The organism is Nisaea sp. (assembly GCF_965216895.1).
Taxonomy (GTDB): domain Bacteria; phylum Pseudomonadota; class Alphaproteobacteria; order Thalassobaculales; family Thalassobaculaceae; genus Nisaea.
The window spans coordinates 2,040,333-2,060,105 of sequence record NZ_OZ244205.1 but is presented as its reverse complement, the minus strand read 5'-3'; the positions used below and the strand labels follow the sequence as shown (position 1 = coordinate 2,060,105).

The window sequence follows — 19,773 nt, the reverse complement described above, 5'->3', positions numbered from 1 at the left end:
CCGGGCACCAGAACCGGAACGCCCGCGAGCCCTCGTCGTGGCCTGCGGCGCCCTCGGGCGCGAACTCGTCGCCCTGAAGCAGGCGACCGGGTGGGAGGCACTTGAGATCACCTGCCTGCCCGCCATCTGGCACAATCACCCGGAGAAGATCGCCCCCGGCCTCCGGCGCAAGCTGAAGGCCGCCTCCGGTTACGAGACCGTATTCGTCGCCTATGGCGATTGCGGCACCGGCGGCGAAGTGGACGCGGTCATCGAGGAATTCGGTGTCGAGCGGATCGCCGGGCCGCACTGCTACCAGTTCTTCATGGGGACGGACGCCTTCACCGAAATGACCGACGCCGATCCGGCCCGGTTTTTTCTGACGGATTATCTGGTCCGGCATTTCGACCGGGTGATCGTGAAAGGTCTTGGCCTCGACCGCTTCCCCGAGCTCCGGGAGATGTATTTCGGGAACTACACGGCGCTGGTCTATATCGCGCAGACGGAAGACGCGCGCTTGAGATCGAAGGCGGAGCAGGCGGCGGAACGCCTCGGCCTCGCCTTCGAGTACCGTTATTGCGGCTACGGCGAATTGCAGACCTTCATCGAAACCGCCCGGCAGGGGCACTGAACGGAGCGGACGGATGGCGCATCTCATCACCGTCTACTGGCGGGACATCCCGGCCCAGGTGATCGCCGAGGAAGGCCGCGGCCGGCGCCGGAAGCAGGCCAAGGTCGAGTTGCCGGTCCGGTTCATCCACGCCATCGACATGGCGGCGATGCGCGACGGCTCCGAGGACGAGGACGCCTATCTCGAAGGCTGGCGCCGCTCCGACCCGGCCGAATGCGGCGCCGATCTCGAGGCAGAGGCGCAGGCTGCCGCCGAGGCGCTGGAGGCTGAATATGACGGCGCGCGGCTCAAGATGCTGATTGCCAACGGCGGCAACGCCTGAGCCGCTATTTCTCGCTTTCGACCAGTCCGCGCACGAAGAGCCGCTGCAGGAACACCACGACCAGCACCGGCGGAGCCATGGCGATCAGCGAAGCCGTCATGGCGAGATTCCATTCCGGCACCGCTTCCGGCGAGGGCATGAGCTTGGCGATGCCGATCACGACCGTCGAATAGGCCGGGCCGGTCGTCACCAGCAGCGGCCAGAGATACTGGTTCCAGCCATAGATGAAGAGGATGACGCAGAGCGCGGCGATGTTGGTGCGCGACAGCGGCAGCAGGATGTCCGCGAGGAAGCGCATCGGCCCGGCACCGTCGATCTTCGCCGCCTCGCACATCTCGTTCGGCACGGTGAGGAAAAACTGGCGGAACAGGAAGGTCGCGGTGGCCGAGGCGATCAGCGGGAAGATGAGCCCGGCATAGGAGTTCAGCAGGCTGACCTTCACATCGAAACTGACACGCTCGCCCGCGAGCCAGGAGGCGAGCTTGTCGAGCCCGAGCATCTCGCCGATCCAGAGGAAAGGCGTCAGCGCGTTCGCCGCGACCTCGTAGGTCGGCACGATGCGGACCTCGATCGGCAGCATCAGCGACATGAAGATGATCCAGAAGGCCGTCATCTTGAAGCGGAAGTCGAAATAGACGATGGCGAAGGCTGAGAGGATGGAGATCGCCACCTTACCGATGGTGATCCCGACGGCCTGGACAGCCGAATTGAAGAGCTGCAGGCCGAGATCGGCCCGGCTCCAGGTCTCCTGCAGGTTCACGAGCAGCTGATCGCCGAAGAACATCGGCATCGGCAGGCCGTTGACCTGCTGCGGCGTAAGGGTGGCGGCGACCAGCGCGACATAGATCGGAAAGCCGGTGACCAGGATTCCGAGGATCAGGAAGACGTGGGTCAGGATGTCGAGGATCGGCGTGCGTTCGGTCATGGCATCATCCGGAATAATGGACGCGCCGCTCGAGGAAGCGGAACTGGAAGACGGTGAGGGCAATGACGACCACCATCAGGATGATCGACTGTGCCGCCGAGGCGCTGAGATCCAGCCCGATGAAGCCGTCGCGGAAGACCTTGTAGACAAGGATCGTCGTGGCATCGCCGGGCCCGCCCTCGGTGGTCACGTGGATGATCCCGAAAGTGTCGAAAAAGGCGTAGACCACGTTCAGCACGATGAGGAAGAAGGTGGTCGGCGAGAGCAGCGGCAGGATGATGTCCCGGATCCTGCGCAGCGGTCCGGCTCCGTCCATTGCCGCCGACTCGATCACCGAGCGCGGGATCGACTGCAATCCGGCGAGGAAGAATACGAAATTGTAGGCGACCTGCTTCCAGGCGGCGGCAAAGACCACCAGCGCCATGGCGTCGAAGCTGGACAGTTCCGGGTTCCAGCCCCAGTCGAAGACCTGCTTCATGGCGAAGGCGACGACGCCGGAATGGGGATCGAGGGTGAAAGTCCAGAGCGCGCCAGCGATGGCAGGGGCGACCGCGTAGGGCCAGATCAACAGGATCCGGTAGGCGTCGGTCGCCCGCAGAACCCGATCGGCGAAGAGCGCGAAGAGCAGGCCGAGGCCGAGCGAGAGGGCGGTCGTGAAAGCACTGAAGACCAGGGTGACCCAGATCGCCTTGTGATATTCCGGCTGGCTCAGCATGTCGGAGAAATTCTCGAACCAGACCCATTCCGAGTATCCGCCGAACGGCGAGGCGAGGGTGAAGGCCTGGTAGAGCGCCTGCGCCGCCGGCCAGAAAAAGAACCAGATGAGGATCAGGAGCTGCGGGAAGAGCAGCAGATAGGGCAGCCAGCGCCCCTCGAAGGTGACCCGTCGCATGCCAACCGTCCGGAAACTGCGTGAGGAAAGCCGGGACGGCGCCATGCCGTCCCGGAGCTCGATGTCGGTCCCTATTCGACCAGCATCGGGTAGAGATCTTCGGCGGCCCGGGAATTCTGCTTCTCGAACCGGCGGAGGATCTCGTCGCCGCGGCGCACGGCGTTGGCAAAGGCCTGCTCCACGGTCTGTTCGTTCGCCCAGACCTTGCGGAGCTCGCCCTCGAGCGCGATGCGGACATTCTCGAAATTGCCAAGCCGGGGGACGCGGGCCGCCGGGTGCGGATTGTCGCCGCCGCGTAGGAGCTGGATCACCGCCAGTTCCTTGGTCGGGTGCTCCTCGTAATATCCCTCGGCCTTGAGTTCGTTATAGGCTTGCTTGGTGATCGGCACATAGCCGGTCTTCTTGTGCCAGTATTTCTGGATCTCGACCGAGGTGAGCGATTTGAAGAACTCGACCACGCCGGCATATTCCTCCTCGGAGAAGCCCTTCAGCACGTAGAGCGCGGCGCCGCCGATGGTGGTGTTCACGGGGGTGGTGCCGGCCTCGTAGGGCAGATGGGCGGCGGTCCAGTTGAACTGGTTGCCTTCCATCGTCGCGTGGCTCGCGGTGGAGCGGATGTGGAACAGGCAGTTGCCCGCCTGGAAGTTCTTCAGACCCCCGCTGCTCCAGTCGGTCTGCGACTCGGCGCCGAATTCGGCGAGGCCCTCGTCGAGCCAGCGCTTGATCCGCTTCATGTGCTTGATCGCCCAGCCGTTCGGATCGTCATAGACGAGCCGCGCGCCGAGCCCGTCGACGCCGTTGTTCTTGGTCGCGTAGAACTGTTTCTGCTGCGCCATAGGGTTCTCGAGATCGCCCCACATGCCGGCATAGAACGCATAGCCGCAGGGCTTGCCGCCGCGCGGCACCTCGATGCCGGAAGCCTGGACCGCGCGGATCTGTTCTTCCATCTCCTGGTAGGTCTTCGGCATCTCGGTCAGGCCGGCCGCCGCATGCATATCCTTGTTCACGTAGAGGATCGGCGTCGAGCTGTTGAACGGCATGCCGAGCAGTTTGCCGTTCGGGTCGGTATAGGTGAGCGTGACCGGCGAGAGATAGTCGCTCTTGTTGACGGTCACGCCGTGCTCGGCGAGCAGGTCCTCGGCCGGAACGATGGCGCCGGAGAGCATCAGGGTGATGACGCCGGTCTCGTTGTTCTGGAAGAAATGCGGCTGTTCGCCTGCGCGGATCGCAGCGATCGTCTGGGTCAGCAGGTGCCGGTAGCGGCCCTTCCAGGTCGCCACCACCTCATACTTGTCCTGACTCTCGTTGAAGCGTTTGACGATCTCGTCCACACCTTCACCGAGGCCACCGCTCATCGCGTGCCACCAGTTGATCTTGATGCGTTCGGCCGAGGCATCCGCCGCACCGAACGTAACGGCCGCGGCGAGCATGCCGGCAAGCCAGAACTTGTTCTGCTTCATGATTAAATCTCCCTGAAATCCGGGGCGCACAGACTGCCCCAGGTTAAGTGTCGCAGAGACCCGTGAGGATCATTTGGAAGAAGCTTGAAGGTGCTGAGTCGTTATTGTTGCGGTTGCGGGACTCTAGGCCGCGACCTCGTCCTTCAGCGTCTCCGGGCCGTCGGGGCCGGGACGGTCGAGGCGCCGTCCGGTCTCCCGGTCGAACAGGTGCGTGTGCTTTGGTGCCACCACGAGGCCGATTTCGTCGCCGATCCGCCAGTCGCCCGACTCTTCCACCGCGACGTTGCTCACCATGCGCCCGTTCGGCGTTTCGAGATGGACAAGCCGGCTGGCGCCCAGTTCCTCGATCAGGGCAATGCGGCCCGACAGGCGGCCGGCGGTCCCATCCGTGACGGGACGAAGATGTTCGGGACGGAGGCCGAGGCTGACCTTTTCTCCATCCCGCTCTCCCGCGACGGCGCCTGTTTCGATCCGGGTGCCGTCCTTGAGGCGGACCGCATATCCTTCGGTGTGCTTTTCCAGCCGTCCTTTGACGAAGTTCATCGCCGGCGAGCCGATGAAGCTGGCGACGAAGCGCGTCGCCGGCCGGTTATAGACATCGACCGGGCGGCCGACCTGTTCCACCAGGCCGGCATTCATCACCACGAGCCGGTCGGCCATGGTCATGGCCTCGACCTGGTCGTGGGTGACGAAGACGCTGGTGGCGCCGAGTTCGCGGTGAAGCTGCTTGATCTCGACCCGCATCTGTACCCGGAGCGTGGCGTCGAGGTTGGAAAGCGGCTCGTCGAACAGGAAGACCTTCGGTTCGCGCACGATGGCGCGGCCCATGGCGACGCGCTGGCGCTGGCCGCCGGAGAGCTGGTTCGGGCGCCGGTGCAGCAGCTCGCCGAGACCGAGGATGCCCGCGGTATTGTCGACCCGCTCACGGATTTCCGGTTTCGGCACCTTCGCCAGTTTCAGCGAATAGGCCATGTTGTCGAATACCGACATATGCGGGTAGAGCGCGTAGTTCTGGAACACCATGGCGACGTCGCGCTCCTTCGGCGCGAGGTCGTTGACGACCGTATCGCCGATCGCGATCTCTCCGCCGGTGATCGCCTCGAGGCCCGCAATCATCCGCAGCAGGGTGGACTTGCCGCAGCCGGACGGGCCGACGATGACGACAAATTCGCCCGGTTCGAAGGTCGCGTCCAGCCCGTGCACGACCTGGGTCTCGCCGTAGGATTTCCGCACCGCTCTCAGTTCGATCGTCGCCATGCACCGTCCCCAACAGAAAACATGTCAGGAGCAGATCCTATCCAGCGCATCAGGCCGGAACCGCGACTCGGCTGTATCGGTTTGGTGAACTTAAGATTTCAGTTCTGATTTGCGCTTATGCTCAAGTGGTTGCGTTCAGTAGATCTCTAAAATCAAGAGCATGAGACCGGCCAAACATCCGTCCAGCCAGTCGGGCGAATGGGCCAGCAAGTTGTGCCGGATCGGCGGATGATCCGGGGCCAGCGGGTCGAGGCGCAGACGCGTCAGGCGCAGGAAGCTGAACTTCCAGCCACCGCCGGTACGAACATATTCCTCTTCGTAGTGGCCGTAGCCGCAATAGCCGCGTCCGCCCGGAAACTCCTTCAGGGGAACCCCCGGCCCAAGCTCGACGAGGTCCATCATAGCCCAGATGCCGCGGGCCCGATCGGGACCGAGGAAGACGATTTCGGGCGTGTGCCCGTGATGTACCGAAACGGCATCCTTCATCCGCGTCGAGATGCCGTCGACGAAGACCGTCTCGTCGGATCCGGTCGGGGCGGAGCCGAAGCCTTCGAACCTCGTCCCTTCGGCGAAGAGGCCGGCGAGCCTGTCCCACTGCTTGGTATCGATGAAGCGGCAGTACTGCGCCTTCAGGTGCTTGATCGCCTCGGTATCCGCATAGCGGGCGAGATCGGCGTCGGTCACGTCTGCCTCCTGTTGCCGTGTCTGTGGATCACGGGATCAGCCGTGCCGCGCGATACTCGTCGAACAGGTCGGTGAACATGTCCGCGGACTTGATCACCTCGTGGAAACCTGCGCGGCGGGCTCTTGTCGTGTCCGAGACGATGTCCCAGGTCGGCGCGAAGACATAGTCCGCATAGGGCCAGAGCGCGATGTCGCTGTAAGGCGTCGGAGCGAGACCGTGCATCTCGACAATGCGGTTCCAGATCGGTTCGTGCTCAGCCATGGTCTCGGCAAGTGAAATGCCGAGCGGCGGGCCGGACTCCATCCCGAAATAGGCGGCGAAACGCTGCCACATATGGCGCCAGCGGAAGATGTCTCCATTGGTGATATTGAACGCCTGGTTTGCGGCTTCCGGCGCGTCCGCCATCCAGACGATGGCACGGGCGAGATGGTCGGTATGCACGCACTCGGCAAGGCAGTCGAAGGCCGTCTCGGTGCCGGGGAAGCTGAAGGGACGGCCGAGTTCCTTCATGACCGCGGCATAGGCGGCGAGCACGGAGACGAGATTGCGTGCCTTGCCGGGCGTGAAGCCGAAGACCAGCGGCGGCCGGACCGCGCTCCAGCTCCAGGGCACGTCGAGGGCGGAGATCCAGTCCTGCTGGTCGAAATAGAAGTTCGGGACCGGTGCCCGCGGATCGTCCTCCTCGGCCGGCGTCTTGTAGGCGCCGAGATGATTTCCGTAATACTTGGTTCCGTGCACCAGATTGACATGCTTGAGGCCGGGCGCGGCGGCGGAGATCGCCTCCACGGCATTGACGAGCATGGCGAGATTGTCTTCCACCGACTCGTTCCCGCCCTCTCCATGGGGCGCGCGTCCGGCATAGAAGACGTGGGTAATCCCGGACAGTTCAGTCGCCTTCGCACGGCAGTCCGCCGGATCGAGCATGTCGATCAAAATATGCCGGACCGGCAGGTCCGTGCGGAGCGGCCTGCGGCTGACGCCGGTCACCTCGTGGCCGCCCGAGACCAACCGGCGACAGATTGCGCTGCCGACCATCCCGCTCGCGCCGAGCACCAGGGCGTTCATTCTCGCCATCGGCCTTTTCCCCCCTTTTGCCAACTGCACACCGGGGAGAGGTCGCCGGGCAAGGGGTTTTCCGTTTTCGGGGGCGGCGTGCGCCGGCTCAGCCGGTCCCTTCACCGGCGCGGACCGGGCCGGGCAATCGGTTCCCCGGCGGCGCCAGCCGGCGTGCGAAACGGTTTGCATCTCGGTCCCCCAATGCACGTTCCGATCGACACGGGGCTGGTGGTTTGTCTGCGCACCTCAAGGCGCGTGAGTGTCGCCGCGGCTTGACCCGGCCAGAATGGGCGCCGAAGCTCTGCGGACAATGCCCCGGGACCGAAGGAAAAGCCCATGACCTGGATTGCGACCGTGCCGTATGCCGAGGCGACAGGACGTCTGAAGACGCTCTACGACCGGGTCAAGGGGCCGGACGACAATGTCGACAACATCATGATGGCCCACAGCCTGCGCCCCCATTCGATGGAAGGGCACATGCATCTCTACAAGTACGTGCTGCACCATACCGGCAACAAGGTGCCGAAATGGATGCTGGAGGCGCTCGGGGTCTATGTCAGCCTGATCAACCGATGCGGCTATTGCGTCGAGCATCATTTCCAGGGGCTTTGCCGCCTGCTGGCGGACGATGGGCGGGCGGACGCGATCCGGGGCGCGTTCGAGGCCGGCCAGCCGGAGCGCGCTTTCGAAGGGGCGGAGCTGGAAATGTGCCGCTACGCGGAGAAGCTGACGTCCGATCCAGCCGCGGTCGCCGAGGCCGATATCGAGGCGATGCGGGCGGCCGGGCTCGACGACGGACGGATCCTCGAGGTGAACCAGGTTGTCAGTTATTTCTGTTACGCCAACAGAACGGTTCTCGGGCTCGGCGTGACCACGGACGGCGATGTGCTGGGCCTCTCGCCGAACCAGTCGGAGGACCCGGATAACTGGTCGCATTCCTGAGGCGTGTAGGAGAATGTCCGGAGACGGGGTCGAGATCCGGGAGTACCTGGCGGGAGACGCCCCGGCGCTCGAACCGCTCTATTCCGCCGCCTTTCCCGAGGAGGACCTGTTGCCGCTCGTGCGGGCGTTGCATTCGGAGCGCTCCGGCGTTCTCTCGCTGGTCGCGGTCGCCGACAATGTACCGGCTGGGCACATCGTCTTCACGACCTGCGGCATTTCCGGAAACCCCGCGAGGGCCGCGCTGCTGGGGCCGCTGGCGGTTTCGTCGATTGAGCGGAACAGGGGGATCGGCGGCAGGCTCGTCAAAGAGGGACTGTCGCGACTCGCCGCGGAAGGCATCCGGAAGGTTTTCGTGCTTGGCGATCCCGCATATTACGGCCGTTTCGGCTTTGCTCCGGAGAGCGACGTCGTCCCGCCATATCCTCTGCCGGTTGCGTGGCGGGATGCCTGGCAATCATTCGATCTGGACGCTGCGGAGACACCGCTCGCCGGCATCCTTACTGTCCCCGGTCCCTGGAACCGAGAGGCTCTCTGGTCACCCTGACGAAGACGGCAGCGGTCGCGTTCAGATTTTCGAGTGCAATTTCGTGTTTAAGGATCATTTAATCCCAATGACCTAGTTTCCCGCTAACCGACACTGGAAAACTGGGTTAGGGCAATGTTCCAACGACTTCAGGTCAAGACCAAACTGGCGCTGCTGGTTGCCGCCGGCTTGCTGATCTCGATCGCGATCTCGACGGCCTCAGGTCTCTACAATTCTCTCGAACTGACGAGAACATCCCTGGAGAATCGGTTGGCAGCCAACGCGACGACTCTCTCCCAGGAAATCGAGCAGGAGGGCCTCCGCGCCCTTTCCATGGCCCGGTTGATCGCCTTGCAGACGGATGTGATCACGGCAATGCGGGCGGGCGATCGCGAGACTCTGGACCGCGTTTTCGTGCCCGGTTTCGAAGAGCTGAAATCCGACTACGGCGTCCGCCAGTTCCAGTTCCACCTGCCGCCCGCCACCTCCTTCCTGCGTGTCCACAAGCCGGAAAAATTCGGCGACGATCTCTCCGGATTTCGCAACACGGTACTGAAGGTCAACAGCGAGCACGTCGCTACCAGCGGGTTGGAGGTCGGCGTCGCCGGTCTCGGGATGCGCGGTGTAGCGCCAATTTCGGATGCGGACGGTCATATTGGTTCGGTCGAATTCGGCCTCTCCTTCGGGCAGAGTTTCTTCGACGCCTTCCATGCGAAGCACGGCGCCCATGCCGCGCTTTTCGTCTCTCGCGAAGAAGGTCTGAAACCGCTTGCCTCGACCTTCCCCGAGGGGACGGAGCTCAACCCGGAGCTCCTGCGGGCCGGACTCGCTGGCGAGGAGTTCGACCTGGAGGTCGCCATCGGCGGTGATTCGTTCGCGCTCGCGGCACAGCCGGTAACGGACTTTGCCGGAACGGTCATCGGCACCTCCGTCGTCGCGGTCGATCGAGCGGAATTCGATCATGCGATCAACAACGCCTATCTCTCCGCGGCTATTCTGGCGGCGATCAGCGCTGTGATCCTGATGATCCTCCTGTTCTTCATCAGCCGTCTGATTTCGAAGCCGTTGCAGAACGCCATCCAGGTCCTGTTGCGGCTCGGCCGGAAGGACTTCACGGCCGAGATCGCCAACCGGGAGCGTGCCGACGATATCGGTCAGATGGCCCGCGCCATGGCCGAATGCCGTGACGGGCTTGTGGAAGCCGAACGTATGAAGCAGGAGGAAGAGTCGAATAAGGCCCGCGCCGAACAGGAGCGCCGTCAGACGGTGCTGGCGCTGGCGCAGAAATTCGAGGACCAGGTGAAGGGGATCGTTGATGCGGTCGCCGGCTCCGCCACCGAATTCGGCACCACCGCCGACAACCTCATGCAGGTCGCGGAAAATGCCTCGTCGTGTGCGGGCACCGTCGAGAGTGCGGCACGGGAGAGTGAGAGCAGCGTGCAGACTGTGTCCGCCGCCGCCGAGGAGTTGGCCGCCTCGATCCGCGAGATCACCGAGCAGTTGCAAAATACCAGCCGGATGTCGCGCGAGGGCGCGCAAAGGGCGGAAGAGACTTCAGGCAAGGTCCGTGAGCTTTCCGACGCGGCGGACAAGATCGGCGAAGTGGTCGGCCTGATCACGGACATTGCCGAGCAAACCAACCTTCTGGCCCTAAACGCGACCATCGAGGCGGCCCGCGCCGGTGAGGCGGGCAAGGGGTTTGCCGTGGTCGCCAACGAGGTCAAGTCGCTGGCATCGCAGACCGGCAAGGCGACGGACGAGATCGGCGATCAGATCCGGAAAGTGCAGGACGCGGTGCGCAGCACGGTGGCGTCGATCGAGTCGCTGGCCGGGACGGTCAACGATATCGACCAGGTCTCGGGCACGATCGCCGCCGCCGCCGAAGAACAGTCAGCGGCGACGAACGAGATTGCCCGGAGCGTCGAGTCCACCTCTGCCAGCGTGCAGGACGTGACCATCAATATCGGCGACGTGGTCTCGGCTTCCTCGGAGACCCGCACTGTTTCCCTCGGTGTGAAGGAAAAGGCCAACGGGCTCGGCGGTCAGGCGCGGGAACTGATCTCCGCCGTCAACGGATTCCTCGCCGAGGTCAGGGCGGGTTGACGGATCTGTCCGGATCAGAACAGCAGCGGGGCGTTGTCCGTTGCTTCCTTCATCACGAAGAAGGTCCGGGTCTGACGGGCGCCGGGCAGCGCGAGCTGCCTCGGGCCGTGCATGATGCTGAAATCCGGGATGTCGCGCACCCGGATTTCGGAAAGTGCAATCGTTGAGAGAAAAGGAAATTGAGTGAAACTGGCGCGCGATGGTGGCGCCAGCCGGCGGCTGGAGGCATTGAGCGCGCTGGAGAGCGCCGGAGCCGATCCGTCCTGACCGAGGGTAGTGATTTGGGGATATGTCGGGGGCAGCATCGCCGGTTCTACTCACCGGCTCTGCGGATGTTTCGCTGACGCTTCCGCTCGCTAGTTTCCAAACAGCTTTTTCAGGCCTTCACCGACCGTCCCCTCGAGCTTCTTGCCGGCATCCTCGAGCGCCTTCTTTGTGCTCTCGCTGTCGGTCGGGATCGCGCCGCCGGTGAGTTTGCCGAGATTGGCCTTCAGCCCTTCGAGTGTCTTGCCGACGCCGAGATTTCCGGCAGCCTGGCTGGCTGCTGCCGTTAGCGCGGCCATGATTTTCTCGGTCACCTGCTCCGGCGTCGCGCCGCCCTCGCCCTTGCCGATGTCGCGCAGCGTGATGTCCGGCAGTTTGCCCTCGATCTGCTGGTCGCCGAGGATGCCGGTCGAGGCCGCGACGCGGACCGTGCCGCCGCGGATGTTCAGCACCTCGATCACGAGTTTCCGCTGCGCCGCCTCGCTCTCGCCTGGCTCCGCCTTGCCCGCGGATCCGTCGCCGGCGCTTTTCTTCACATTGGCGGAAATCACGTCGATATTGTTGCCGCCGGGGGCAAGTTCGTAGGTCACCTTCGGGCGGTCGACGGAGATTTCCCTGATGACGATCACAGGCTGGGTGACGCTCGCCGTGTCGATCGAGACGCTGATCCCGCCGAGCTCGACAGCGCTGTCGCTCTTGAAGCCTGCCGGGTTGCCGACCGTCAGCCCGCTGATCGCGCCGTGCCCGTCGAACGGCTTGATCTCGACCCCGGTGACGGTCACCGGCACGCCGGCGACTTCCGAGCCCTGGCCCTCGATGACCTCCTTGACGATGCCGTCGAGATTGGAGAGCACGAAAAAGAGAATCCCGGCGACGACCATCAGGAGGACCGCGAGGCCGCCCAAGACAATGCCCAGAAGACGTTTCATTCCATCACTCCGGTCTAGGCGCGGGGAATCCCGGCCGTGCGCTTGTTCAGTAGCATTCCGACCTGAAATGTAAGCTCTGTTTCGCCGCGCGGTCCAGCGGCACGGGGCTTGCGCCGTTGTTGCCAGGGGAAATCAGCCGTCAGCCGTGGACCCCAGCAGCGCGGCCAGCGTCGAGCCCTCCGCCGCATCCCGCTTCCGTGCCGCCGTCGCCCGTTCGACGACCACCGGCGGCAGCGCAACCTCCTTCTCCCAGCCCGGCATCGCGCGCCGCGCCTCGAACCAGCCCTGCACCCGCGGATGCAGCTCTTTCAGAGGATATCCCCCGGCGGTCAGCCGATAGGCATAGACGAACCAGGCGATATCGATGACGGTAAGGGTTTCGCCAAGGAGAAAGGGATGCCCCGCCAGCCGCATCTCGAAACGGTCGAAGGCGGCGCGGAACTTCTCCGCCGAGGCCCGGCAGGTAGCGTCGTCGAGCCCGGTCTCCGCGAGGCGCTCGTAGAAGGCGATCTCCGCCGCCTTCTTGTCATCCGTGGCGCTTCCGTCCCGATAGGCCCGCATCAGTTCCGGGCTCTTGGTGGTGGCGCTGCGGCCATGCACGAAGCGGAAGCTGAGGCGCCGGAGATCGTGATGCAGCGCGTCCTCCTCGGCGAGCAGCGCCGCGATCTCCGTCCGCCGGCCCGCGGGGAAGAGACAGGGGTCCGGAAAGCGTTCGTCGAGCAGGGCAAGAATGTCGTTGCTCTCGATATGCACCGCGCCGTCGAGCACCAGCACCGGCACCATGCCGCGCGGATTGAGCGCGAGGAAATCCGGACCGTAATTCTCGTGGGCGGAGAGGTCGATGCTGTGCCCGGTCCAGGGCGCGCCCTTCAGACGCAGCGCGATCCTGAGCTTCTGCGAGCAGGAGGACATCCCGAAATGAAAGAGATGGAGACCGGAGGCGGGGAGCTTCTGGCCAAGGCTCCATTCGCTGGCGATCTGCATGCCTCTCTCTCCTCTTTCTGCGACCCCGCCTTTTTACCGTGCTTTAAGAAGTTTCCCATAGGTTCGGCCGACCCAGAAACGATCCGAAACCTGACGCCGGTCCCATGCCACGCGAAATCCGCACGATCATCCTGAGCGACGCCGAGTTCACCGGCGCCATCGACTCTTTCCGCCGTGTCCGCAGGGATCTGCTGCCGCCCGGTACCGTGCACAGCATCGAGGCTCAACCAGACGGCAACATCCTGGTTGCCATCGAGATGAAGTTCGGCCCCAATATCCGCAACGACACGTTTGTCCTGGAGCATCAGTTCGTCGTCGAGGCGCTCGCGCGCTTCTGCATCGAGACCAACGTTATCATTCCGCGCGCCGGCGCCAAGAAAGTCCTGCGGACCGAAAAGGAGTGGGTCCTGGAGATCCGCCTGAAGGCCAGTGAGATGGCCCATCACGCGGCCTTCACGGACACCGAGAAAGCGGCCAGCGTGCAGTCCGGCATCGCCGCGAACTAGGTCGCCCGGCCCACTATTTTCGGGACAGGCCGGGCCCGTATCTGCTGGAATGGCGGAAAGCTTTCTGGCTCCCGCCTCCAGCCGTGACCGCCGCAAGCACAGGGCCGCCGACATGACACAGCATCTCTCGGAAGACACCATCGCCGAATTCCGCACTAAGGGCGCCACGGTCCTGCGCGGGGTCTTTTCAGACTGGATCGGGACCCTAGCCGACGGCATCGCCTACAACATGGCGCATCCGGCACCGAACGTGCGGAACTACCAGTCCGAGGAGGGCGGGCGTTTCTTCGTGGATTACTGCAACTGGGACCGGGTGAAGGAATATCGCGACTTCATCTTCAACTCCCCCGCCGCCGAGATCGGCGCCGAACTGATGGGCAGCACATCGGTCCGTCTCTTCCACGAACATGTGCTGGTGAAGACGCCGAAGACCGGCATCCCGACGCCCTGGCACCAGGACCTGCCCTATTACTGCCTCGACGCGACCCAGACCGTCAGCATCTGGATTCCGCTCGACGAGATCCCGCGCGACCGCACGCTCGAATTCGTCGCCGGCTCCCATCTCTGGGGAAAGTATTTCCGCCCGCAGCGCTTCGACGGCACGGCGCTGAACGAGAATGACGGGCTTGAGGCCCTGCCGGACATCGACGGGCACCGGGAGGACTACGACATCGTCGCCTGGGAGCTCTCTCCCGGAGACGCGCTCGCCTTCGATTACCGCACCGTGCACGGCGCCCCTGCGAACATGAGTGCGACCGCCCAGCGCCGCGCTTTCTCGCTCCGCCTCGTCGGCGACGACGCCACCTTCGCCCGCCGCGAGGGGATCGTCACCTCGCCGCCCTTCCCCGAGGTGACGCTGAAGCACGGCGAGCCGCTGAGCGGGCCGGAATTTCCGGTGCTGCTCTAGGCAAGGCACCGCGTCCGGCGCTTCCCTCATACCGTCATCCCGATCCGGGATGACGGTTAAAGCGCGCGAAGAATCGGCCGCGCTTTTCTCAACGCTCGATCCCGAGAAGGTTCGGTGCGATGAGGCGCTGCACCGGCTTCAGCGGGACGATATTGCGGAGTACGAAGTTCCGCGCCGACTGGGCGAGGCCCGGCTCCAATGCGGTGATCCGGAACATCCGGTCGGTAATTCCGAGAATGCGGGCGCCGATCGGGTGGCGCTCGGCGGAATAGCCCGCAAGGGTCCCGGCAGAGTAGCGTTCGGCGAAGGCGCAGGCGTCCCAGATCCCGAGATTCATGCCCCGCCCGCCGGCCGGTGAATGGACATGGGCAGCGTCGCCGGCGAGATAACAGGCTCCCTCCTGGTAGCGCTCGGCCTGGCGCAGCGACACCCGGAACTGCGACTCCCAGTGGGTCCCGGTGACAGTGCTGCCGGACGGCAGCAGTTCCAGCACATGCGCGGTCTGCGAGATCGCCCGGATCCGGTCCGGGCCGATCGGCACGGTGAACAGCACGTCGCCGCCCCGCGAGAGGAACAGGTTGACCGCGTCCATGCCGTAGGGCCAGTCGACCGAGATGTCGGCGAGACTCCACTGTTCCTCGTAGCGGGCGCCGAGGAAGGGAATGGAGAGGGCCTCGCGCACCGTGCTGCGGCCCCCGTCGGCTCCGAGCAGGGCCCGGACCCTCATTGTCTCCGTGCCGCCGCCGGGGAGGCGGAGCGTGACCCGCACCCCGTTCGCGTCCTGGCCGAGCCCGGTCAGTTCCGTCAGCCGTTCGACCCGGCCGCCGAGTTCGCCGAGCCGCGCCTCCAGCAGCCGTTCGGTCTCGCTCTGCGGCAGGGCGAGCAGGAAGTTGTAGCGATGGTCGGCCTGGGTCAGGTCGAGGTCGGCAAGTGGCGTGCCGTCCAGATGCAGATGCGCCGCGCGGATCTTCAGCCCGGCCGCGAGCAGCCGGTCGGTCAGCCCGGAGGCCTGCAGCAACTCTAGGGTCTGGACGTTGATCCCGACGGCCTTGGACAGTTCGGTCCGCTGTTCGGACCTGTCGATCAGGCGCACATCGACGCCGCGGCGCAGCAGCTCGATTGCGGCGGTCATTCCCACCGGTCCGGCCCCGACGATCAGAACTTCGGCGGACATGGTGCGCTCCCGGTCCGTGAAGGCTCGGGGCAGTGTACCCGGAATGAGGGCATTTCGCACGGGGCATCCGGGATGCGGTGGGCCGTCACAAGTGCAGCGCGAACATCATCCGGTAGAGCCCGGCCTCCACGTCCGTCGCGCCGTGGCCGGCAAGGCCCTCGACGATCCCGGCTTCCTTCAGCGCCGCCTCGACGAAGCTGCGTTCGGTGCCCTCGATCACCGCGGTGAAGGGGGCCTCGCCGTCCTTCCCTGCGCGGATCGACTGCTCGCCGGTTTGCGCGAGCGAGCGGCTTCTGTCGGCCTCCCAGTGCTGCACTTTCGTGATGCCCTCGCGGTTGCGCAGATCGTGCAGTGCCGCCCCGGCGAGCCAGCGGGCGATCTCCTCCGGATCGCCCGTGCCCGGCGCGTAGCGCACGGTCGCGACCACGGAGCCCAGCACCTCGCCGCTGGAGAAGCGGACGCGGCTGGTCGCGCGCACGAAATTGCGGAACTCCTTCATCATCCGGGAAGTCCAGTCCGACGGATGGTCGAGCGCGCGGCGATAGACCGGATCGTCAAAGCAGGCCAGCCGCTCGACATCGTAGGCCGCGAGATACCTGTGTTTTCCGCGCCCGAGCTTGCGGTACCGCCGCCCGTTCCGCCAGCCCGGCATGGCGAGCCGTTCGGGGATATGCTCGCGGTGGTACCACTCGCTGAACTCGGCGTCGCATTCGGGCGTGGCATCGCCCCAGACGGCCATCACGGCATCTGTCATGTTTGTGCGTCCTCCCGCCGGGACGATGCCCGTGTGCTGACCTGCCGCGTCGCCGGCGTCCGGTTCGCCGCCACAGGAACACCCGCGTCCCGCGCTCCTCCTTGTCTGTTCCGTTGCGACGTCCTCGACCGCGAACGGCAGGTGATCGCTTCGCCGGCAACGAAACGCGTTTCCGGGCTCGTCATAAAACTGTCATAGTACTAATCTGCACCGAACGCATCCATACGGAGCGCCTCTGACTGTCCGCCCGAAGGCTTATGGGCAGGTCAAGGCGTCAATGGGAGGTGCGGTAAGAACCGGTTGAAACAACCAATGTCGGGGGAACGACAATGAAAAAATCAAAATCCCTGCTTGCGGGCGTCGCAGGAGCGCTCTCTCTGATCATGGCCACGGAGGCGTGGGCCGCGACGGAGATCCAGTGGTGGCATGCCATGGGCGGCCGCAATGGCGAGCTCGTCAATGAGATCGCGGAGGGCTACAACGCCACGCAATCCGAATACAAGGTGGTCCCCGTCTACAAGGGCAACTACACCGAGACGATGACGGCGGCGATCGCCGCCTTCCGGGCCAAGCAGCATCCGCATATCGTCCAGGTCTTCGAGGTCGGAACCGCGACCATGATGGCCGCGAAGGGCGCGGTCTACCCGGTCCACCAGATGATGGAAGAAACCGGAACGGCGTTCGACCAGGCGGACTATCTGCCGGCGGTGATCAGCTACTACACCACGCCGGACAACAAGCTGCTGTCCCTGCCGTTCAACAGCTCGACTCCGGTGCTCTGGTACAACAAGGACGCGCTCGACAAGGCCGGGGCAACGCCGCCCAAGACCTGGGCCGAGGTGATGGACGTCTCCGAGAAGCTGGTCGCGTCGGGAATGAAGTGCGGCTTCTCCTTCGGCTGGCAATCCTGGGTGATGATCGAGAACTTCTCCGCCTGGCACAACCTGCCGATCGGCACCAAGGAGAACGGTTTCACCGGCCTCGATACCGAGTTCACCTTCAACAATGACCATGTCGCCGGCATGCTGCAGCAGATCGCGGACAGCCAGTCCAAGAATCTGTTCCAGTATGGCGGCCGGCGCGGCGAGAGCCTGCCGATGTTCACCAACGGCGAATGCGGCATGTGGATGAACTCCTCGGCCTATTACGGCAGCATCGTGAAGCAGGCGAAGTTCAACTTCGGCCAGACCCTGCTGCCGCTGAACACGGATGTGGCCGAGGCCCCGCAGAACTCGATCATCGGCGGCGCCACCCTCTGGGTCCTCGCCGGCAAGCCGAGTGGCGAGTACAAGGGAGTTGCCGAATTCTTCAAGTTCATGTCCTCCCCGGAAGTGCAGGCCCGCTGGCATCAGGAAACCGGATACGTCCCGATCACCACGGCGGCCTACGAACTGTCGCGGAAGCAGGGCTTCTATGACAAGAATCCCGGCACCGACACGGCGATCCAGCAGCTCAGCCTGAACACGCCGACCGCGAACTCGAAAGGTCTGCGTTTCGGCAACTTCGTTCAGGTCCGCGACATCATCAACGAGGAGATGGAAGCGATCTGGGCGGGCTCCAAGCCGGCGAAGGAAGCCCTCGATACCGCGGCGGCGCGCGGCAACGCGCTGCTCCGCAAGTTCGAAAAGGCCAACGACTGACGGAACCTGGCAGCCCGCCGCCAGCTGGGCGGGTTGCCGTGAATGCGGTGGGGCCGGCGACGGTCGCCCGGCCCCACCCGGTCGTTCTTCGGGAAATCTCTCCGTGATCAAACGCGTGACCTTCAGAAATCCGTGGCTGCCCTACGTCCTGCTGGCGCCGCAGCTTCTGATCACCCTTGTCTTCTTCATCTGGCCGGCGGTGCAGGCGCTCTACCAGTCGCTGCTGGTCGAGGACGCGTTCGGCCTGTCGACCGAATTCGTCTGGTTCGAGAATTTCGAGGACCTGTTCGCCGATCCGCTCTATCTGGAATCGTTCTGGATCACCGCGGTGTTCAGCCTGTCGGTCGCGGCCGTCTCGATGGGCGTCGCGCTGCTGCTCGCGGTCATGGCGGACCGTACCATCAAGGGCGCCACGACCTACAAGACGCTGCTGATCTGGCCCTATGCCGTCGCCCCCGCGGTGGCCGGCGTGCTCTGGTTCTTCATGTTCAACCCGGTGGTCGGCATCAATGCCTACCTGCTGCGCTCCCTCGGATACGAGTGGAACCACTATCTCGACGGCGGCGACGCCATGATCCTCGTGGTGATCGCCGCGTCCTGGAAGCAGGTGGCCTACAATTTCCTGTTCTTCCTGGCGGGCCTGCAGGCGATCCCGCGCTCGCTGATCGAGGCGGCGGCGATCGACGGCGCCGGACCGGCGAAACGGTTCTGGACCATCATCTTCCCGCTGCTGTCGCCGACCACCTTCTTCCTGCTGGTGGTCAACGTCGTCTATGCCTTCTTCGACACTTTCGGGATCATCCACGCGACGACCGAAGGCGGCCCCGCGGGCGCCACGCAGATCCTCGTCTACAAGGTGTTCAGCGACGGCTTCATCGGCCTCGATCTCGGCGGATCGGCGGCCCAGTCGGTGATCCTGATGACCATCGTCATCAGCCTCACCGTGGTGCAGTTCCGCTATATCGAGCGGAAGGTGGAATACTGATGGTCGAGAACCGCCCCTTCCTTACCGTGCTGTCGCATCTCGTCGTGCTGCTGGGCATCGCCATCACGGTGCTGCCGATCTGGATCACCTTCGTCGCCTCGACCCATCCGATCGAGGCGATCATGGACGGCACGATCCCGATGTGGCCGGGCGACCGGCTGCTCGAGAACTACCGCACCGTGCTCGGCGCCGGCGTCGAGGATGCCGGCGGCATTCCGGTCGGGATCATGCTGATGAACAGTCTCATCATGGCGCTGTCGATCACGCTCGGGAAGATCGCGATCTCGCTGATCGCGGCCTTCGCCATCGTCTATTTCAGCTTCCCCTTCCGGATGACCTGTTTCTGGATCATCTTCGTCACCCTGATGCTGCCGGTCGAGGTCCGCATCATGCCGACCTTCCAGGTGGTCGCCGATCTCGGCATGCTGAATTCCTATGCCGGCCTCAGCCTGCCGCTGATCGCCTCGGCGACGGCGACCTTCCTGTTCCGCCAGTTCTTCCTGACCGTGCCCGAGGAACTGGCCGAGGCGGCCCGGATCGACGGCGCCGGGCCGTGGAAGTTCTTCGTCGACATCCTGCTGCCGCTCTCCCGCACCAATGTGGCCGCGCTCTTCGTGATCCTCTTCATCTACGGCTGGAACCAGTATCTCTGGCCGTTGCTGATCACCACCGACGAGAGTTTCTACACCGTGGTGATGGGCATCCAGCGGATGGTGCAGGCGGCGGAATCGCTGCCGCTCTGGAACCTCGTGATGGCGACCACGATGCTCGCCATGGTGCCGCCGGTGATCGTGGTGGTCGCGATGCAGAAGCTGTTCGTCAAGGGCCTCGTGGAAACAGAGAAGTAGGAGCCGG

General features: G+C 64.4%; 21 protein-coding genes. 10 read left to right on the top strand and 11 right to left on the bottom strand.

Annotated elements, in window-relative coordinates:
• The first annotated feature begins 37 nt into the window (after positions 1-37).
• Positions 38-610 (top strand): DUF1638 domain-containing protein, encoded by a 573-nt coding sequence (locus ACOOE1_RS09850; protein ID WP_420406173.1) that lies wholly within the window; start codon positions 38-40, stop codon positions 608-610.
• A gap of 13 nt (positions 611-623) precedes the next feature.
• Positions 624-932: a virulence factor gene (locus tag ACOOE1_RS09845; protein WP_420406172.1), complete on the top strand. Its 309-nt coding sequence runs from the start codon at positions 624-626 to the stop codon at positions 930-932.
• A gap of 4 nt (positions 933-936) precedes the next feature.
• Here ACOOE1_RS09845 and ACOOE1_RS09840 read toward each other — a convergent pair whose 3' ends face one another.
• From ACOOE1_RS09840 to ACOOE1_RS09815, 6 genes are all read right to left on the bottom strand, one after another.
• A complete protein-coding gene (locus tag ACOOE1_RS09840) occupies positions 937-1,857 on the bottom strand; it encodes an ABC transporter permease subunit (RefSeq protein ID WP_420406171.1) in 921 nt (306 codons plus the stop codon).
• A 4-nt stretch (positions 1,858-1,861) separates the two neighbouring features.
• Entirely contained in the window at positions 1,862-2,749 is an 888-nt protein-coding gene (gene ugpA / locus ACOOE1_RS09835) for a sn-glycerol-3-phosphate ABC transporter permease UgpA (RefSeq protein ID WP_420406170.1), read from the bottom strand.
• 71 nt (positions 2,750-2,820) lie between these two features.
• Positions 2,821-4,209: an extracellular solute-binding protein gene (locus ACOOE1_RS09830; protein WP_420406169.1), complete on the bottom strand. Its 1,389-nt coding sequence runs from the start codon at positions 4,207-4,209 to the stop codon at positions 2,821-2,823.
• Positions 4,210-4,332: 123 nt separating this feature from the next.
• Positions 4,333-5,466, bottom strand: coding sequence for an ABC transporter ATP-binding protein (locus ACOOE1_RS09825; RefSeq protein ID WP_420406168.1), 1,134 nt, complete (start codon positions 5,464-5,466; stop codon positions 4,333-4,335).
• Positions 5,467-5,601: 135 nt separating this feature from the next.
• Complete coding sequence (locus ACOOE1_RS09820) at positions 5,602-6,150, bottom strand: nuclear transport factor 2 family protein (protein ID WP_420406167.1); 549 nt, start codon at positions 6,148-6,150, stop codon at positions 5,602-5,604.
• Between the two features lie 28 nt (positions 6,151-6,178).
• Positions 6,179-7,225 (bottom strand): SDR family oxidoreductase, encoded by a 1,047-nt coding sequence (locus ACOOE1_RS09815; RefSeq protein WP_420406166.1) that lies wholly within the window; start codon positions 7,223-7,225, stop codon positions 6,179-6,181.
• A 318-nt stretch (positions 7,226-7,543) separates the two neighbouring features.
• Here ACOOE1_RS09815 and ACOOE1_RS09810 point away from each other — a divergent pair, with 318 nt between their 5' ends.
• From ACOOE1_RS09810 to ACOOE1_RS09800, 3 genes are all read left to right on the top strand, one after another.
• On the top strand, positions 7,544-8,149 hold the full coding sequence (locus tag ACOOE1_RS09810) for a carboxymuconolactone decarboxylase family protein (RefSeq protein WP_420406165.1): 606 nt from the start codon (positions 7,544-7,546) through the stop codon (positions 8,147-8,149).
• A gap of 13 nt (positions 8,150-8,162) precedes the next feature.
• Positions 8,163-8,693 carry a GNAT family N-acetyltransferase gene (locus ACOOE1_RS09805; RefSeq protein ID WP_420406164.1) on the top strand — a complete coding sequence of 177 codons (531 nt, stop codon included), beginning with the start codon at positions 8,163-8,165 and terminating at the stop codon, positions 8,691-8,693.
• A gap of 114 nt (positions 8,694-8,807) precedes the next feature.
• Positions 8,808-10,775, top strand: a complete 1,968-nt coding sequence (locus ACOOE1_RS09800; RefSeq protein WP_420406163.1) for a methyl-accepting chemotaxis protein — start codon at positions 8,808-8,810, stop codon at positions 10,773-10,775.
• Positions 10,776-10,789: 14 nt separating this feature from the next.
• On the opposite strand, the gene ACOOE1_RS09795 is transcribed toward ACOOE1_RS09800, so the two are convergent.
• The 3 genes from ACOOE1_RS09795 to ACOOE1_RS09785 all read right to left on the bottom strand — a co-directional run bounded on the left by ACOOE1_RS09795 (position 10,790) and on the right by ACOOE1_RS09785 (position 12,952).
• The gene (locus ACOOE1_RS09795) at positions 10,790-11,080 is read right to left on the bottom strand and encodes a hypothetical protein (RefSeq protein WP_420406162.1); all 291 of its coding nucleotides are present in this window, start codon (positions 11,078-11,080) and stop codon (positions 10,790-10,792) included.
• Between the two features lie 51 nt (positions 11,081-11,131).
• Positions 11,132-11,968, bottom strand: a complete 837-nt coding sequence (locus ACOOE1_RS09790; RefSeq protein WP_420406161.1) for a hypothetical protein — start codon at positions 11,966-11,968, stop codon at positions 11,132-11,134.
• 132 nt (positions 11,969-12,100) lie between these two features.
• The gene (locus ACOOE1_RS09785; protein ID WP_420406160.1) at positions 12,101-12,952 is read right to left on the bottom strand and encodes a glutathione S-transferase family protein; all 852 of its coding nucleotides are present in this window, start codon (positions 12,950-12,952) and stop codon (positions 12,101-12,103) included.
• Positions 12,953-13,056: 104 nt separating this feature from the next.
• Between ACOOE1_RS09785 and ACOOE1_RS09780 the strand changes: the two genes are divergently transcribed.
• Together ACOOE1_RS09780 and ACOOE1_RS09775 are read left to right on the top strand one after the other, a co-directional pair.
• Complete coding sequence (locus ACOOE1_RS09780; RefSeq protein WP_420406159.1) at positions 13,057-13,458, top strand: hypothetical protein; 402 nt, start codon at positions 13,057-13,059, stop codon at positions 13,456-13,458.
• Positions 13,459-13,507: 49 nt separating this feature from the next.
• The gene (locus ACOOE1_RS09775; RefSeq protein ID WP_420406158.1) at positions 13,508-14,365 is read left to right on the top strand and encodes a phytanoyl-CoA dioxygenase family protein; all 858 of its coding nucleotides are present in this window, start codon (positions 13,508-13,510) and stop codon (positions 14,363-14,365) included.
• An 88-nt stretch (positions 14,366-14,453) separates the two neighbouring features.
• Here ACOOE1_RS09775 and ACOOE1_RS09770 read toward each other — a convergent pair whose 3' ends face one another.
• Together ACOOE1_RS09770 and ACOOE1_RS09765 are read right to left on the bottom strand one after the other, a co-directional pair.
• The gene (locus ACOOE1_RS09770; protein WP_420406157.1) at positions 14,454-15,539 is read right to left on the bottom strand and encodes an FAD-dependent monooxygenase; all 1,086 of its coding nucleotides are present in this window, start codon (positions 15,537-15,539) and stop codon (positions 14,454-14,456) included.
• Between the two features lie 85 nt (positions 15,540-15,624).
• Complete coding sequence (locus ACOOE1_RS09765) at positions 15,625-16,293, bottom strand: hypothetical protein (RefSeq protein WP_420406156.1); 669 nt, start codon at positions 16,291-16,293, stop codon at positions 15,625-15,627.
• Between the two features lie 329 nt (positions 16,294-16,622).
• On the opposite strand from ACOOE1_RS09765, the gene ugpB reads away from it, so the two are divergent.
• The 3 genes from ugpB (at position 16,623) to ugpE (ending at position 19,766) form a co-directional block, all read left to right on the top strand.
• A complete protein-coding gene (ugpB, locus tag ACOOE1_RS09760; protein WP_420406155.1) occupies positions 16,623-17,933 on the top strand; it encodes a sn-glycerol-3-phosphate ABC transporter substrate-binding protein UgpB in 1,311 nt (436 codons plus the stop codon).
• Positions 17,934-18,036: 103 nt separating this feature from the next.
• Entirely contained in the window at positions 18,037-18,918 is an 882-nt protein-coding gene (gene ugpA, locus ACOOE1_RS09755; RefSeq protein WP_420406154.1) for a sn-glycerol-3-phosphate ABC transporter permease UgpA, read from the top strand.
• Entirely contained in the window at positions 18,918-19,766 is an 849-nt protein-coding gene (ugpE, locus tag ACOOE1_RS09750) for a sn-glycerol-3-phosphate ABC transporter permease UgpE (RefSeq protein ID WP_420406153.1), read from the top strand. The genes ugpA (ACOOE1_RS09755) and ugpE overlap by 1 nt, the downstream gene beginning before the upstream one ends.
• Positions 19,767-19,773: the final 7 nt, after the last annotated feature.